General features: G+C 71.8%; 12 protein-coding genes and 2 pseudogenes. 4 read left to right on the top strand and 10 right to left on the bottom strand.

Going from position 1 to position 14,777, the window contains the following annotated elements:
- Positions 1-328 precede the first annotated feature (328 nt).
- Positions 329-3,703, bottom strand: a complete 3,375-nt coding sequence (locus ABZ693_RS12220) for an ALF repeat-containing protein (RefSeq protein WP_359875772.1) — start codon at positions 3,701-3,703, stop codon at positions 329-331.
- A 448-nt stretch (positions 3,704-4,151) separates the two neighbouring features.
- On the opposite strand from ABZ693_RS12220, the gene ABZ693_RS12225 reads away from it, so the two are divergent.
- Positions 4,152-4,691 (top strand): hypothetical protein, encoded by a 540-nt coding sequence (locus ABZ693_RS12225; RefSeq protein ID WP_359875773.1) that lies wholly within the window; start codon positions 4,152-4,154, stop codon positions 4,689-4,691.
- 117 nt (positions 4,692-4,808) lie between these two features.
- On the opposite strand, the gene ABZ693_RS12230 is transcribed toward ABZ693_RS12225, so the two are convergent.
- Both ABZ693_RS12230 and ABZ693_RS12235 read right to left on the bottom strand, forming a co-directional pair.
- Complete coding sequence (locus tag ABZ693_RS12230) at positions 4,809-5,324, bottom strand: RBBP9/YdeN family alpha/beta hydrolase (RefSeq protein ID WP_359875774.1); 516 nt, start codon at positions 5,322-5,324, stop codon at positions 4,809-4,811.
- Positions 5,302-5,686 (bottom strand): annotated as a pseudogene (locus ABZ693_RS12235) (CE1 family esterase); the annotation flags it as partial. The pseudogene ABZ693_RS12235 and the gene ABZ693_RS12230, both read right to left, overlap by 23 nt.
- Before the next feature lie 211 nt (positions 5,687-5,897).
- Here ABZ693_RS12235 and ABZ693_RS12240 point away from each other — a divergent pair.
- Positions 5,898-7,283: a condensation domain-containing protein gene (locus ABZ693_RS12240; protein WP_359875775.1), complete on the top strand. Its 1,386-nt coding sequence runs from the start codon at positions 5,898-5,900 to the stop codon at positions 7,281-7,283.
- A 59-nt stretch (positions 7,284-7,342) separates the two neighbouring features.
- Positions 7,343-8,569 (top strand): MFS transporter, encoded by a 1,227-nt coding sequence (locus ABZ693_RS12245; RefSeq protein WP_359875802.1) that lies wholly within the window; start codon positions 7,343-7,345, stop codon positions 8,567-8,569.
- 45 nt (positions 8,570-8,614) lie between these two features.
- Here the strand turns inward: ABZ693_RS12245 and ABZ693_RS12250 are convergent, their stop codons facing one another.
- The 7 genes and pseudogenes from ABZ693_RS12250 to ABZ693_RS12280 all read right to left on the bottom strand — a co-directional run bounded on the left by ABZ693_RS12250 (position 8,615) and on the right by ABZ693_RS12280 (position 14,436).
- Positions 8,615-9,274, bottom strand: a complete 660-nt coding sequence (locus ABZ693_RS12250) for a YdcF family protein (protein WP_359875776.1) — start codon at positions 9,272-9,274, stop codon at positions 8,615-8,617.
- Between the two features lie 18 nt (positions 9,275-9,292).
- Positions 9,293-10,351, bottom strand: coding sequence for a glycosyltransferase family protein (locus tag ABZ693_RS12255; protein WP_359875777.1), 1,059 nt, complete (start codon positions 10,349-10,351; stop codon positions 9,293-9,295).
- Complete coding sequence (locus ABZ693_RS12260; protein WP_359875778.1) at positions 10,348-11,673, bottom strand: ATP-grasp domain-containing protein; 1,326 nt, start codon at positions 11,671-11,673, stop codon at positions 10,348-10,350. The genes ABZ693_RS12255 and ABZ693_RS12260 overlap by 4 nt, the downstream gene beginning before the upstream one ends.
- Entirely contained in the window at positions 11,670-11,936 is a 267-nt protein-coding gene (locus ABZ693_RS12265; RefSeq protein WP_359875779.1) for an acyl carrier protein, read from the bottom strand. The genes ABZ693_RS12260 and ABZ693_RS12265 overlap by 4 nt, the downstream gene beginning before the upstream one ends.
- 3 nt (positions 11,937-11,939) lie before the next feature.
- Positions 11,940-12,995: a radical SAM protein gene (locus tag ABZ693_RS12270; protein ID WP_359875780.1), complete on the bottom strand. Its 1,056-nt coding sequence runs from the start codon at positions 12,993-12,995 to the stop codon at positions 11,940-11,942.
- Between the two features lie 591 nt (positions 12,996-13,586).
- Positions 13,587-13,739, bottom strand: a pseudogene (locus ABZ693_RS36160) (oxidoreductase); the annotation flags it as partial.
- A 271-nt stretch (positions 13,740-14,010) separates the two neighbouring features.
- A complete protein-coding gene (locus tag ABZ693_RS12280; protein WP_359875781.1) occupies positions 14,011-14,436 on the bottom strand; it encodes an NAD(P)H-dependent oxidoreductase in 426 nt (141 codons plus the stop codon).
- 62 nt (positions 14,437-14,498) lie between these two features.
- On the opposite strand from ABZ693_RS12280, the gene ABZ693_RS12285 reads away from it, so the two are divergent.
- Positions 14,499-14,699 carry a hypothetical protein gene (locus ABZ693_RS12285; RefSeq protein ID WP_359875782.1) on the top strand — a complete coding sequence of 67 codons (201 nt, stop codon included), beginning with the start codon at positions 14,499-14,501 and terminating at the stop codon, positions 14,697-14,699.
- Positions 14,700-14,777 lie beyond the last annotated feature (78 nt).

Raw genomic sequence — 14,777 nt, forward strand, 5'->3', positions numbered from 1 at the left:
TTCCTCGATGGGGCGCGCGTCGAGGAATTCCCGACGGAACGAGTCGGACGAATCACTGGAACGAGCCGAAAATGAGACCGAGGAAATTCTATCGGAATCCGAGAACGACGACCCGGGCCTCGGGGCGGGGCACGCGCCGGGCCAGGCGGAGCGCCGGCAGGGCGCCGATCCGCGGCGACGCGGCAGAAGGACGGCGTCGGCGGGGGCCGCCCCGCCGGTCACCGGCGGGGCGGGGTGCTCCCCGTCGCGTATCCGACGGGGGGCGTCACTCTCCGTATGACGGGTGGGGCGAGGCGTCATCCCTCGTGCGGCACGGGGGCCGCGCCGGTCAGAAGATCTTCGACAGGCCGCCGGTGATCGAGGACACCAGCTCCTTGCCCTCGTGCGCGACCTTGGAGACCACGGGCGCGACCTCCTTCGCGATCGGCTTCACCAGCTTGCCCCGGCCGAAGGTGAGCAGGTTGAGCGCGCTCTCCCCGGCGGCGCTGACGAACTGGCCGCTGGTGAAGCCGTGTTCGATGCCGGTGAAGAGGGCGCCCAGCGCGCCGGCCCCCAGCGACACGTAGCCGAAGAACGCCGCACCCGCGGCGAGCGGCGGGAAGACCAGGCTGGCCGCGCCGAGACCCATCGCGATCATGCCGGAGGCGACGCTGACCTTGTTGGCGGCGTCGGCCCACCAGCCGGCGTCCGACCACCAGTCCTCACCCCCGTTCCCGCTCCCGCCCCCGGTGCCGGTGCCATTGGGGTGGACATCGTCGTGGGTGTTGCTGTCGGCCGGGTTCTGGCCCTTCTCCCGCTCCTCCTGCGCCTTCTCCTTGGCCACGCGGGCGGCCTCGGCGATCTCCGCCTCGCGCTTCTGCGTGGCGATCCGCTGCGCCTCGCTGGCGGCGGCGGCCGCCGCCGCGTTGTCCCGGCCCGCCTGCAGCGCGGACTCACGGGCCGCGGCGGCCGAAGCCTGGGCGTTGTAGGAGGACTGGAGCGCCGAACGGGCCGCGTCGACGGCCTTGTTGGCGGAGTAGTTCGCCGACCGGGACGCCTGGCGCGCGGTCGCCGCCGCCGCATTGGCCTGATTGGCCGACGCCTGGGCGGCCGCCGCGGAACGGTCGGCGGCGTCGGCGTTGTCCTTGGCCTGCTGCGAGTAGGTGTTCGCCGTGCTGGCCGCGAGCAGCGCCTTGTCGGCCCACTCCTGGGCCTTGTCCGCGGCGTCGCGGGCGTCGGCGGCCGCCTTCGACGCGTCCGCCGCGTCCTTCTGCGCCTGGTAGGCGATCTTGGCCGCGGCCGCGATCGACCCGCGGATCGCGGAGACGTGGGTGGCGGAGTCGTGGTCGAGCTGCGCCGCCGTGTACTGCACGTGCTGGACGAAGTTCCGGCGCATCCAGGTGGGACCCTCCAGGGCCACCTCCGCGTACGCCTTCACGTACTCCCCGCCCTTGGCCACCGCGGTCGCGGTGGCCACCGCGTCGTCCTCCCGCACCGCGGCCGGGTAGGTCTCGTTGAAGAACTCCTGGTACCCCTCCGCGGTGTTCTTGTCGAGCGCGTCGTTGGCGGCCTTGACGACGGCCTTGCCCGGGTTGTCCTTGAGGATGCGGCCGATCTGGACCTGGTTGTCCTCCCGGGACGCGCGGACCACTCCGGAGGTGAGGAAGTCGCCCACCGCCGTCGAACTCGAGCTCGACAGGGCGGCGTGGGCGGCCTCGGCGATGGCGGGGCTGGATATCTGCGCGAGGTAGAGAACGGCCTCCCGGTCGTCCTGGTTCTTCGCGAGGGACCGGTCGAGGTCCACCCAGGAGAGCACGTCGTCGTCGCTGCCGGCCAGCGCGAACTGCGCCGCCTGCCGCGTCCACGCGCCCTGCGCGACGAGCAGCCCGGTGGCGGCCTTGCGGCCCAGCGTGGCGGCCAGCGCCAGGTCCCCGGTCTGCCACAGGGCCTTCTCGGCCGAGGCGATGAGGTCCTTGAGCGCCTGACTGGTCTGGTCGTCCTGGGTGCGCTTGTTCTTGTACGCGGCCTGTTCCTCGGCCTCGAGCTGGGCCAGCAGGCGGGCTTCCTCGATGCCCTGCAGCTTGTCCTGCTCCAGCCGGGCCATCTCCGCGTCCCGGGCCGCCTTCTCGACCGCCATGGCGTCCGTCACCGCCTTGGTGGCGATGTCGGCGGCCTTCACGGCCTCCGCGGCGTGCGCGGTGGACTTGTTCGCGAAGTCGATGGCCTTGCCGGCGTTCTTCACCGCCTCGTCGGCGGCGTCGGCGGACGCCAGGGCGTGCGCGGCGGCGGAGTTGGCTGCGTCGCGCGCCGCGCGCGCCGCGACCGCGGCCGTGTTGGCGAGGGCCTGGGCGGTGGAGGCGGAGTTGGTGGCGCGGTTGGCCGCGGCCGACGCGATGGCCGCCTGGCGCTTGGCCTCGGCCGCTTCGGACTGGGCCGCGCCGGAGGCCGCGGCGGCCTGGGCGGCGGCCTGAGCTGCGGCGGCGGAGTTGCGGGCGGCGCTCGCGGCGGCGGCGCCGGCGTTGACGGACTCGGCGGTGGCGGCCGCGGCGTAGTCGGCCGCCTTGGCCGCGGACTGGGCCTTCGCGGCCGCGTCACGGGCGGCGACGGCGGCGTTCTTGGCCACCTCCGTCTTGGAGGCGTCCTTGGAGGCGGCGATGGCCGCGTTGTAGGCCTGCGAGGCCGCGTTGCCGGCCGCCGAGGCGGCGTGGGAGGCCGCCGTGGCCGCGTAGGAGGCACGGCGGGAGGCGTTCACGGCCGCGTTGGAGGCGCTGATGGCGTCGCGGGCGGCGTTCGCCGCGCCCTTCGAGGCGTCGGCCGCCTTACGGGCGGCCGCGGCGGACTTCTGTACGTCCTGCTGGGCCGCCGCGGCCTCGGCGGCGGCCTTCTCGGCAGCCTCCTTGGCCTTCTGGGCGGCGGTCTGGGCGCGTGCGGAGGCCTCGATGGCCAGGTCCGTCTCGGCCTGGGCGCGCTTGCCCTCCCGCTCGACCACCGCGACGAGTTCGGCGATGGTCGCCGACTCCTGGTCCCGGGCCCGGGCGATGTGCTGGCCGGTGTCCAGAAACCACTGCACGTCGGAGGCCGAGCCGCTCAGCGCGCGGTCCGCGTACTTCCGCACCTCGGGTCCGGCCTTGAACAGCATGGTGGACACCTGGACCCGGGCGTCTTCCAGCCGGGCGTCGTACTGGCCGTCGGTCAGGAACGTCTCGAGCGCCTGCCGGGTGCCGAGGTCCAGCGCGGCGGACGCGTCGCGCCGGACGGCCTTGTCGCCGGTGGACATGACGATGGAGGTCGCCACGCTCAGGTCCTCGATCAGGGCGGGCTTGTACCCGTCCTTCAGGAAGGTGGCGATGGTGGCGTCGCCGTTGTCGAGCGCGGCGACCGCCTCGCGGCGCAGGCCCTTGCCGGCCCGCGCGAGGTAGCGGGCGATGGCCACCCGGTTGTCCTCGGCGACGACCTTCGGGAGCGTCTCGGCGAGGAAGGTCCGGACCTCGGGGTCGGTGCCGTACAGCGCGTAGGCCGCCGCTGCCTTGGTGGCCTTGCCTCCCGTGGTCCACGCCCCGACCACCCTGGCCCGCTCGGTGTCCGGCAGGTTGAGCGGGCCGGCCGGCGTGTCCGGTTCGGCGGCGCGCGCCGGGGGTGTCAGCGACAGCGGAGTGGCAGCGGCGGCGGCCACGGCGGCGGCGGCTCCGAGGAGCCGTCTGCGACTCCAGAACGTCTCGTGCATAAGGGCGTTTCCCTCGCGGTCTGGTCGGTGGAATAGCAGGAACCGAGCAATCGGGAGGACGATACCAACGTGCAGGGACACTCAAATCAGTTGACAGCGACGCGAATTGACGAGACGGCGCATCTGTCGGCCAAGCCCTCCCTCTACCTGCCTTTACACGTTCTCCATGTATGTCCGGACACCCTCCCCAAGGAGTGTCGAAGGTCACACTTGATCTTCAATCGGCGCCCCATTTGCCTTGGTTGCTGCTGTAGACAGGACCCCCGGGGTAGAGGTGGCATGGACGGGCTCACGCGGGGGTGCGAAAAGCGAAGGGTTGCCTTCCGTATTCCCGCCGGGGGTTGGGGGCCCTTATGGAATTGCGGAGCCTTCATGTCTTGATGTCTTGATGTCTTGCACGGGGTCGGATGACGGACATCCGGTCGAATGAAGCGAATTTAGGACTGCGATGAAGGTAAGCACCATCCCCGCGGCGAAGCCGCAGCGGAAGAGAATCGTGGCGCGCGCGCTGGGCACGACGCTGGTCGCGGGCGGCCTGGCCTGGGCCGCGCTGAGCTACGGCCTGCCGGCGGACAAGGGCGGTCCGGTGGCGACCGTGGCCGACGAGGCCCCGGGCTACGCGGTCGAGGACTTCAACTATCCGCAGGCCGACAAGATCCTCGCGGAGCAGGGCATCGTCCTCAAGCGCGGAGACGGCCACATCACCCTGGCCAACTGCGCCGACGGCACCGGCCTCCTGCAGGTCCGCGCCCGGCAGGAGGCGAATCCGATCTGCTTCAAGACGACCGGCAACTCCGGTTGGCTGACGATGGAGATCCCCGCCGTCTACCTCGTCCGGGGCAACAGCTACACGACGCGTGTCGACATGACCGTGGGCACCGAGGAGAAGTCCTTCGACATCGCCAAGGACGCCTGGACGCCCGTCGGCGAGAGCGCGGACGAGCAGGGACGCGACTTCATGCTCATGGAGATCCGGACCACCAAGTAACGTCCGCTCCGGGCCTCTTGCCCGTCCTCCCGCGGGTCCGGTCCGGACCGGACCCGCGGGCGTCTCGGGGCCCCACCGGGGTAGTGCCCCGCCATGGCCGACGCGTCGGCTTCGGCTTCACCGTGCCGAGGGGGCGTGGTCCTCGGCCGTCCGCGGTGTGGTGCCCGCGTGCCGCTCGATCAGCGCGGCGACGTGGGCCCACGGCCCGTGACCGTCCCGCGTGGCCAGGTGGCCGCCGTCCGGGATGACGTCCGCCACCGTGCCGCCCCAGGTCTCGGCGAGCCTCAGCCCGCGCTCCAGCGACAGGAACGGGTCGTCGCCGGAGAGGACGCGGTGGGTCCTCATGGGCAACCGGCCGCTGGGCAGGGGCGCTTGAGACCGGATGGCGGACAGCGTGTCAGGCGCCTCGACGTCGGCCGGGGCGACCAGCGGACCGCCCACGACCCGGCTGTCGAACCACGTCGCGGCCCACTGCGCGACGGTGACCGCGCCACAGCCGTGACCGACGAGGAGACCTCGCCGTCGACGGCGCGAACGGCTTCGTCGAGCCTGGCGACCCACCGGTCCCGGTCGATGTCCTCCCAGCCGTCCTGGATCACGCGGGAGAAGCCCGCGTGATCCGACCGTTGGCACAGGCGCTGTTCCAGCCCGGTCCGTCGGTGGTGGCGAAAGCACCCGAACGGGACGCCCATGAACGCCGCCCCGGCCTTGAAGACGTCCGGGTGGTCGCCGAGGAGCACGTTGGCCGTCATCGCCCCGGACGAGGCCCCGGCGACGAAAACGCGGTCGGCGTCGGCGCCGCGGCGCTGCACCTCGTAGCTCACCATGGACGCGATGCTCGCCGGGTCGCTGCTTCCGTCGTGCCTGAGCGCCTGCGGGGAGGACACGCCGAAGCACTGACCGCTGACGCTGGCGTCCGGGTTGACCACGATGAACCCGTACTGGTCCGCCAGCGAGGCGAATTCGGCGCCCGCAACCGGGGCGGCACCGTCACCTGGGCCTGGGCCTGGGCCTGGGAGAACCGTCTCGCCGACCCTCGCCGATCCGGCCCTGGCCGGTGAACGCGTCGGGTCCTTCCGTGCGTCGCGCGGCGCGTCCGGTGCCTCTTGCCGCGATCCCCGGCGAGGACCTAGCATCCCGTCTTGATCGGCAAATTGGTCCAGTCCATTCCGGTGCGCGGCTGAACTCCACGTCGGGAGAACCCTGTTGCCCCCGTTCCCTCTCGCTCCGGAACAACGGAGCATGCTCTTCCTGGAGGGCCTCTTCGGCCCCGGAATCTTCCGCAACACGCTCATCTCCCTCCCGCTCCGGCCCGAGACGACAGCCGGCCGGGTCCAGTCCGCGATCACGCGGCTGCAGCAGCGACAGGAGGCGCTGCGCAGCGCCTTGGTCGGACGTGCGCCCTACCTCCAGCGGATCGAGGCCGTCGACGCCCGGCTGCGCACCGTCGTCGCGCGCCCCGGCGAGAGCGCGGGAGACCTGCTGGCCGCCAGAAAGGCCGCTTGCCTGGGGGCGGAGCAGGTACGCGAGACCCCCGGTCGCGCGGAGTACGAGCTGATCGAGGACGCGGCCGGGCAGGAGCGCTTCCTGCTGGTGACCCTGGACCATCTCGTCAGCGACGGGCACGCCGAACGCGTCCTGGCGGCCGAGCTGGCGGCCCTGCTGGAGGACGCACCCGGGCGACCCGCAAGCGAGGTGAGCGACCTCCCCATCGCCTACCGGGAGTTGTGCGAGCAGCGCGTCGAGGCCGCGACGCGGGCCGAGCGCGAGACACGCTACTGGTCCCGCGCCTTGGACCGTCTCGAACCGGTCTCGGGACTGATCCCCCGGCCCCACCGCTCGGCCACCGGACCGGCGGGCGAACTCTCACTGGGCCAGGTACAGAAGCTCTATCGCGGGCCTGCCCTGCACACCCTGGCCGGTTCCGTCTGCCGGGCCCAAGGAGCCACCGTCTTCTCCGTGTTGGCCGTGCTGACCGCGGCCGCGATCTGGCACCGCGGCGGGCCCCGTACGCTCGCGCTGTTCACGCCGGTCTCGACGCGGCAGCGGTCCGGCTTCGACGTCGCCGCCGGCTGCTTCGTGCATGACCGTCCGGTGGTCTGCCACATCGATCCCGACCGGACCCTGTCGGACTGCTTCAAGGCCGTCATGGGGCAGAATCTGGCCGCTCTCCGCTTCTCCGCGCTGAGCGTCGCCGATCTCGCCTGCGCCGTACCGCCGTTGGGAGCAGCCCTGCTGTCCGACGGCATCGATTACATCCAACTGCACGTCGGCATGCCGGCCGAGGCGGCGACCGACCCCGCGACCGCCACGCGATCCGCCGCCGGCCTCACCCCGTCGATCCCGGCCGCGGACACGCGCGAGCCCCGCGATCTGGGGCCCTTCCGTCCGGCCCTGGACGTGAGTGTCACCACGCTGCGCTTCGAGTTCACGCCCGAAGTGACGGCCGCGCGGGCCTTCTGCGGGGGCCCTCCCGGTGGGCTGGCCGTGGCCGAGGACCTCGTCGACGACGTCCTGGCGCTGCTCGCCGGTGTCCCGCGCCACGCGGACGGCACGATCGCGGCCCTGGTCGAGAGCACGCTGCCGCGGTGACAGCACGGACGCGCTCCGGGCCCACCGGCTCCGCAGCGAAGAAGGACCGTCAACAGCGACTGTGGTCACGGGACTTCGGGCTGTTCTTCCTCTCCCGGGCCGTGGCCCGGCTCGGGGACACGATGCTCCCGGTGGCACTGGCCGGCGGGCTGCTGCAACAGGGGCACAGCGCCACCTCGGTCGGTGTGGCCATGGCCGTACCCACGGTGTCCTGGGCCGTCCTGGTCATCTTCGCCGGGGTGATCGCCGACCGCGTCGATCCACGGCGGCTGATGATCGGGGCGGACCTGCTGCGGCTGGTCAGCCAGTCCTTCGCGGCCGTCCTCTTCTTCTCCGGGCACGTGGTGCTCTGGCAGATCCTGGTGATCGGCCTCGTCAACGGTGGCGCCTCGGCGGTCTTCCAGCCCGGAGTGGCCAGTACGGTACGGCAGTTGTCGGCGGACGCGCAGCAGGGCAACGGGGCGATCCGCACCGTCGAGGCGGTGATGTCGCTCGTCGGCCCGACGGCCGCCGGGCTTCTGGTCGCCGTCGCGTCGGCCGGCAGCGTCTTCGCCGTGCACGCCGGCACCTACGCGGCCAGCGCCCTGTGTCTGTGGGCGATGCGGCTGCCGGGCCGTACGGCGTCACCGGAACAACGCGCCGGGGAGACCCGTACGGCACCGTCCGCGACCGGCGGCATGCGCCAGGGCCTGCGCGAGGGCTGGAAAGCCGTCCGGGTGCGGCCGTGGCTGTGGGGCGTGCTCGCGCTGTGGAGCTTCTTCGCGCTCACCGCGCGTGGCCCCACCAACCCGCTGATCGCGACCGAGATGGTCCAGCAGCACGGCGTGACCGACTACGGCCTCGTCAACTCGGCACTCGGCTGCGGCACCGTCGCCGGCGGGATCCTCGCCATGCGGCTCCGGCCCGCCTTCCAACTGCGGGCCGGCGCCGTGGGCGTGGCGCTGTTCGCCGTCTTCCCGTTCACGGTGGGCAGCGGACTGCCGGTGCCGGTGATCGCGGCGGGCGCGGTCGTCGGAGGTCTGGGGATGGCGTTCTGGGGGGTGATGTGGGCGACCAGCATCCAGACCCAGGTCCCGCACGAGGTGCTCAACCGGGTGTACGCCTACGACATCGCCGGCTCGATCGCCTTCCTGCCGGTCGGCGAGGCGCTGGCCGGGCCCGCCGCGGAGCTGTTCGGCCGGCGCTCCATGCTGCTGGCCGGTGCGGTGTGCACCGTGGCCGTGTCGGTGGCGCTGCTGAGCGTGCCCGCGATCCGGCGGCTGCGCCGGGCCGACGGTCAGGACTGAGCCGGGCCGCCCGCGGTCGGGCGGCCCGGCGGGGACGCGGGCCCGCTACGACGCGACGAGGCGGCTGTCGAAGCCGGCCCGCACCAGATGGTCGTACGCCTCGCGTACCGGGACGGGCACGTGCTGCTCGGTCGCGAAGCCGAGCCGCGGGTACTCCCGTATCCGCTGCAGCTCTCCCACCAGCATGTCGAGGACGAGCTTGCGGTCCCCGATGGACGCGAAGTAGTCGTCCAGGCCGATGCGTTCGGACGCGCACTGCACGGCGACCTCCGGCCACACCTTGCGGCAGGTGGCGTACGCCCGCCGCTCCATGTACGGCTTGCAGACGAGCAGGACGGAGTCGACGGCCAGGCCCCGCTGGTCCAGCAGCGCCCGGGTGTACGTGATGTTCTGGCCGGTGTTGGCGGCGCGCGGCTCGACCAGCACGGCGTCCTCGGGCACGCCGAGCGCGAGCGCGTGCTCCCGGTAGTGCACCGCTTCGCCGCGCGGGAAACGCTCTTTGGTGGTGCGGCTGTTGCCGCCGGTGAACACGAGCGTCGGAAAGAGCCCGGCACGGTAGTGGCCGACCGCGGTCGTCGCGACCCCCAGATCGTGGCTGCCGAGTCCGATGGCGGCCGAGCAGGGGCGGACCGGGTGGTTCAGGAGGAGGTAGTCCCACATCTGCCGGGCGGCGCGCAGATCCTGGTCGTGGAGGGTGACGGTCATGGGTGTTCCACCTTCGGCTCAGGTTCGCGGGGTCAGCAGGCCGTCGAGCAGATCGCGCGGCCGGGCGGCGGCGCCGAGCAGCGCTTGGTGCAGCGGTTCGAGGCGTTCGGGGGCGAAGCCGCAGGCGTGCCACTCGTCGTACGACAAGGCGAAGCCGAGTCGCCGCCAGAGCCGTCCGTTGGCGGCCTCGTGGCGGCCCGCCGGTTCCAGGAGGATCAGCGGGGTGGCCGTCCAGAGACTGTCGAGCAGGGTGCCGCCGCCCGGCTTGCTGACGATCGCACGCGCCGACCGGGCGAGCTCGTACGACAGGTTCCGCCCCCGCCCTTCCGGATCCGAGGAATCGGAGGAATCCGCAGATGCCGGAGGAACTTCGAGCAGCGGTGGCAGGCCGTCGTCGTGCCAGGGGTGCCAGTCGGGGTCGAGCGTGAAGCAGCGGGCCCAGTCGACTGCCGCGGGCGCCTCCGGCACGATCAGGTCGAGCGGCAGGCCGGCCTCCGCCAGCTCCCGCGCCCGGTCCCGGTAGCTGCCGATGGCCCAGCCGCCGCCGTGCACGAGGAGCCGCCCCTCGCGCGCGGACCAGGGAACGGGCGGCCGTGTGTCGACGGGGATGGTCCAGGGCAGGGTGCCGTCCTCGCGGGCCAGCCAGACGTGTTCGGCCTCGGGCGCGTAGCGGCTCGCGCGGCGGTACGAGGGTGACACCACGGCGTCGACATGGCAGGCCACGGTGCGCGTCGGCCGCCGGCGGAGGTAGCCGTCGAGGAGGCGCAGCCAGAAGCCGGAGAACACCACGAAGGTCTCCACCCCCTGTTCCTCCCAGTGCTTCTCCAGCGCTTCCACGGCCTCTGGCGTGATGTCGTCGACCGGGTCGGTCGCCAGGCCCTGGGCGGCCACCGCGAAGCGCAGATCCCGCTGGAAGGACCGGCGGGACTCCACGACGGCCGCCAGCCGGTCGCCCGGCAGCCGGCGTTCCAGGACGTCGACCAGGACGTCCGCGCCGTGCTCCCGTAGCCGCTGGGCGAGGCGCAGCCCGGGGACGTGGGCGCCGAGCGCCACGCCGGAGGTGAGGACGGCGATCATCCCGCGGGCACCCCCACCCGTGTCGTGCTGATCCCGACGGTCGCCGCGCAGTGCTCGGTGCGGGCGCGCAGCGCCGGGAAGTCGTCCGGTGCGCAGAACGCGGCGCAGACGAGCCGCCCTCGCGGGGCGCGCAGACTGCCACCGGACAGGGGCAGGACCCCGGGCCGCGCGCCGCCGCCGTACAGCAGTCCCGCCGCACGGAGCGCGGAGAGCAGTGCCGTCACGTCGATGCCGTGTTCCACGAACATGTCCTGTTGCCACAGGTACGCGCGCAGGCCGTGTGCCCGGACGCGTTCGTCGAGTTCGAGCGTCAGCAGGCCCATCGACATCCGGGCGTTGATCTCCAGGACGGGCACCCAGCCGCCGTCGGCCAGCAGCATGGAGTCGATGCCGGCGGGGCCGAAGTAGCCGGCCGCCGCCAGGGCATGGGCCACCTGTTCCAGGACGGCCGGATAGCCACGCCGGTCGAGCGCGGCCGGCAGGTCCGGCGGCACCGGGTGGGAGACCGCGTGCCGGTAGCCGCCGTTGGTCATGCCCTGCAGACCGCGCAGGGACCAGGTGCCGTCACGGCGTATCTCCAGGTGGGCGGAGAAGTCCAGGGCCCGCTCGTAGCGGCGCTGCACCACCAGTTCGGTGCGCAGGCCCTCGTCCTCCTGGGCCCGCAGCCGGCGCACCAGCCGGCGCAGCGCCCCCGGCCCGGCGACCTCGGCGGTGCCGCGGCCGGCCACCCCGTAGGGGTCCTTCACCAGGACCGTGCCATCGCACCGCCCGACGGCGGCGGCCAGTTCCTCCGCGGACCGGACCACGGTGCCCGCCCCGGGGAGTTCGAGGGCGGCCGCCCGCTCCGACGACCAGGCCTTGCCGTTGACCTGCTGGACCACGGTGGGGTGCGGCAACGCGGCGGTCTGGTCGGGGTGGTGCCGCAGCAGCTCCGTGGTCGCCGGGAGCACCGCGTACGGTCGGATGTCCGCGGCCGTGGCCAGGGCCCGGCCCAGCGCGGGATCCTCGGCGATGGCCTCTTCGACGGTGCTGACGGTGTCGCCTGTCGCGGGCGATCCGACCGCGACCGACCGGAAGGTGAGGCCGGCCGCGCCGAGGGCGTCGATCTGGGCCGGGGCCAGGGTGCCGCGGGTGACCAGCAGGTCGTCCGGCCGGCAGGCCGCGGCGAGAGTCTCGTCCAGTCCGGCCACGACCGCGTGGGCCTCGGCGCCCGCCAGGCTCGGTAACCGGGTGAGCGAGGCGGGGCGCCACAGCCGCTCCGCGTCGAAGGTGCCGAAGCGAACGGTGCCCCGGGGCCGCGGGGCGCCTGTTCCGACCGTCACCGGGAGGGTTCCTGCCGTGCGACGACCTCCGCGCTGAACGTACGGACCGAATCGAGGTGCTGCAGGCTCAGGTTCTCGAAGTCCAGCTCGATGTCGAATTCGTCCTCGATCTTCAGCAGGAATTCGATGGCCTCCAGCGAATCCAGTCCGAGCACGGCCACCATGTCGGCGTCGGGCGAGATCTGAGCGGGCTCGAGTCTGCGGCTGAGCACGTCGGCGAGCACCTTCATCACACGTGTCTCGATGTCGGTCGTCTCCTGCACCGTTCACACCCCGTTCATGTAGAGAAGAATGCACTTCGAGCAGACCGGCATCATTCCTGTCTCCGCCAGGATCGTCCGGACACGGCGGAACCGCTCGCTCTGCCACAATTCCAGCGTCGGCGTCTCGTACAGATTCCCGACGACGAACTCCGGGAAGAACTTGCACGAACTCACATTGCCGTCCGCGTGCACCTCCATGCGGTTGGTGACGGCGAGACAGCGGGTGCGCCGCTGGGCCGGCCGCGAGGTGCCGGGGATGAAGGACTCGACCTCGTCCTCGGCCAGTTCCGGCTGGTAGCGGATCCGCGGCGACCAGGTGCGCGCGGCCAGTCGCGCCATGGACTCGCGCAGCACCGGCAGCAGTTCCTCGGGCAGTTGGTACGTGTAGGAGTGCCAGGTGGGCCGGGCCGTACCGGTCTCGGGCTCCAGCCAGGCGAAGTGCTCGCGGTAGACCTCGTCCATCGCCCCGGCGACCTGCGGGCTGATGTACCAGGGGAACTGGAAGTAGACGGTGTTGACGCCGACTTCCTCCGCCCACTCCATGAACTCGTACATGCGATGCACGGTGACGTGGGAGACCATGCATCCGACCGACACCTGGCCGCGATACTCGCCTTTTCGCTGCAGGTCGAGCATCGCTTCCATGTTCTTCATCGTCCGTTTGAACGTGCCGCGACCGCGCAGTTCGTCGTGGTCGGAATCCAGCCCGTCCAGGCTCACGAGAAGATTGAGGTGCTCGCCTATGCGCAGCAGATCGTCCATGTGGCGCTGGAAGAGCAGACCGTTGGTGCACATGGTCACGGTGCGCGGATAGCGTTCGATCAGGCGTGCCACCTCGTCGAAGCGGCTGTGCATCAAGGGCTCGCCGCCCCAGATGTACAGACGTCCGGGCACTCCCGAGGTTTCCTGCAGGATGTTCTCGATCAGGTCCGGGGCGAGTTCTTGCCGCTGCTTGTCGATTCCCCAGTCCCGGAAGAATCCCTGCTCGTTCCACTGATAGCAGTGCGTACAGCGAAGGTTGCACTTATAGGTGAGCTGAAGGCTGACCTCACGTGGCACATCTGCCGCATAGGCGCGGTCGGCGCGCAATCCCGCCCGGGATTGCGAGCGAATCGCGACCGTGTGCTTGATGTCCGCGAATTCCTTTGCGGTAAGCGTGCGGCTCGTCCTAGGGGACATCTCTCTCCTCGACTCGACTGGCAAGGTTGAGCGAATTCGTGGAGCAATGCGACGCATCGTGGCGTGCGCACACCGTCACTGTCAACCGTCACTTGAGCCGTCGAGGAGGAGCCCTAACTCGCCTCCCGGCACGGACCGTTCGGCGGTACGTCCCAGGTGGAGGCCTTGACACTCACAGATGGTCTAGGCCACTATTCGAGTGTCTCACCCTGATCGCCCGACGTGGGTGACCACTGGATTCGGATGGCCGTCTCGGAGGCTGGCCAGGGAATCGAGCACATCGGACGGGTGTGCCCTCACGGGAATTCAACCCGTCTTCACCAGAACGACGACCGGAATACGAACGACCCGCAAACGACCGCCGCATCGCACCCTTTGAGCAGAGTCGCTCAGGGTCAATCGGCTCGCATCCTGAACGTCATTCGATTCGATGTCAGTGCACTCGATGGAAGACGCGCCCTTTCTTCAGCCGGATGTCATCCCGTCGACACCCTCGCGGGGCCTGGTCGACGGGGGTGACTCTGAGGCGGCCAGGAACTGGTGCGCCAGGTAGCCGTTGGCCCCGTGGATCTCGACCCCGTCGAACCCGGCGGCCACGGCGTTGCGCGAGGCGGACGCGCGGTCGTGAGCGTCCACGAACCACCGCGGCCGCCCCGCGCCGGACCGGCAGGGGCGGCTTCGCCGTCAGTCCAGTCCGCGAAGGCAATCGCCGCCGCCGTCCGGCACCGGTACGGAGTCCGCGCCGGCGCGTTGTGCGCCGGCGCAGGCGGCGTCGCCCGGCCTGAAGGGCGTCACACCGCTGCGGCAATGGCATCCACCGCGGCCTCGGCCCGGGCCAGCGACTCCGCCGCGAGCGGCTGGAGGCCGTTCAACGCGGGGATGTCGTCGACGCGGGTCAGCTCGGCGGCGATGATGCGCAGGTTGTCCTCCGCGACCCCGAGGTTGCCGAAGTAGGCTCGCAGGTACGGGATCTGGAAGTCGAAGTGCTCGCGCGGAGTGCCCGGCCCGTAGCCGCCGCCCCGTGCGGCGACGACCACGACGCGGGTGTCACGCAGCAGCTTCTCGCCGGTGCCGGCATCGACGTAGGCGCCGGGAAGGTGATCCGGTCGATCCATGCCTTCAGGCCGGTCGAGACGGTGAAGTTGTACATCGGGGCGCCGAGCAGCACGGTGTCGGCGGCCCGCAGCTCCTCGATCAGCGAACGGGTGAGCGCCCACTCGCGTTCCTCGTCCGGGTTCTCGACGAGGGCGGCGACCTCGTCGAGCGAGAGGACGCCCTCGCGTTCGACCCGGCGGCCGAGGTCGGAGTAGGCGGCGCGCACCGCTGCCCGCGGGCAGCGCCCTGCTCGCCCGCGGCGCGCTCAGCATCGCCCGGGAGACCGCGGTGTGGGGCCGACGGGCCCGCTTCGGCGCGGTCGCCCTGGTGGACGGCGCCCCTGGCATCCTGATCGCCCCGGGCGGACGGCTGGTCCTCGTCCTGCGCGTGTTCGTCGCGCGGAACCGGGTCACCGCCTACGACGTGATCGCCGATCCGGCCCGCCTGGCCGCCCTGGAGCTGGCTCTGCTCCCGGACGGCGAAGGGTAGCCGGACGCGAGCCGTGTGCGGGGCACCGCGACGGACGATGACAGGCCGCGGCCTGATCAGCCGCGGGGCGGCCACGGC

Source organism: Streptomyces laurentii (genome assembly GCF_040635425.1).
Taxonomy (GTDB): Bacteria; Actinomycetota; Actinomycetes; order Streptomycetales; family Streptomycetaceae; genus Streptomyces; species Streptomyces laurentii.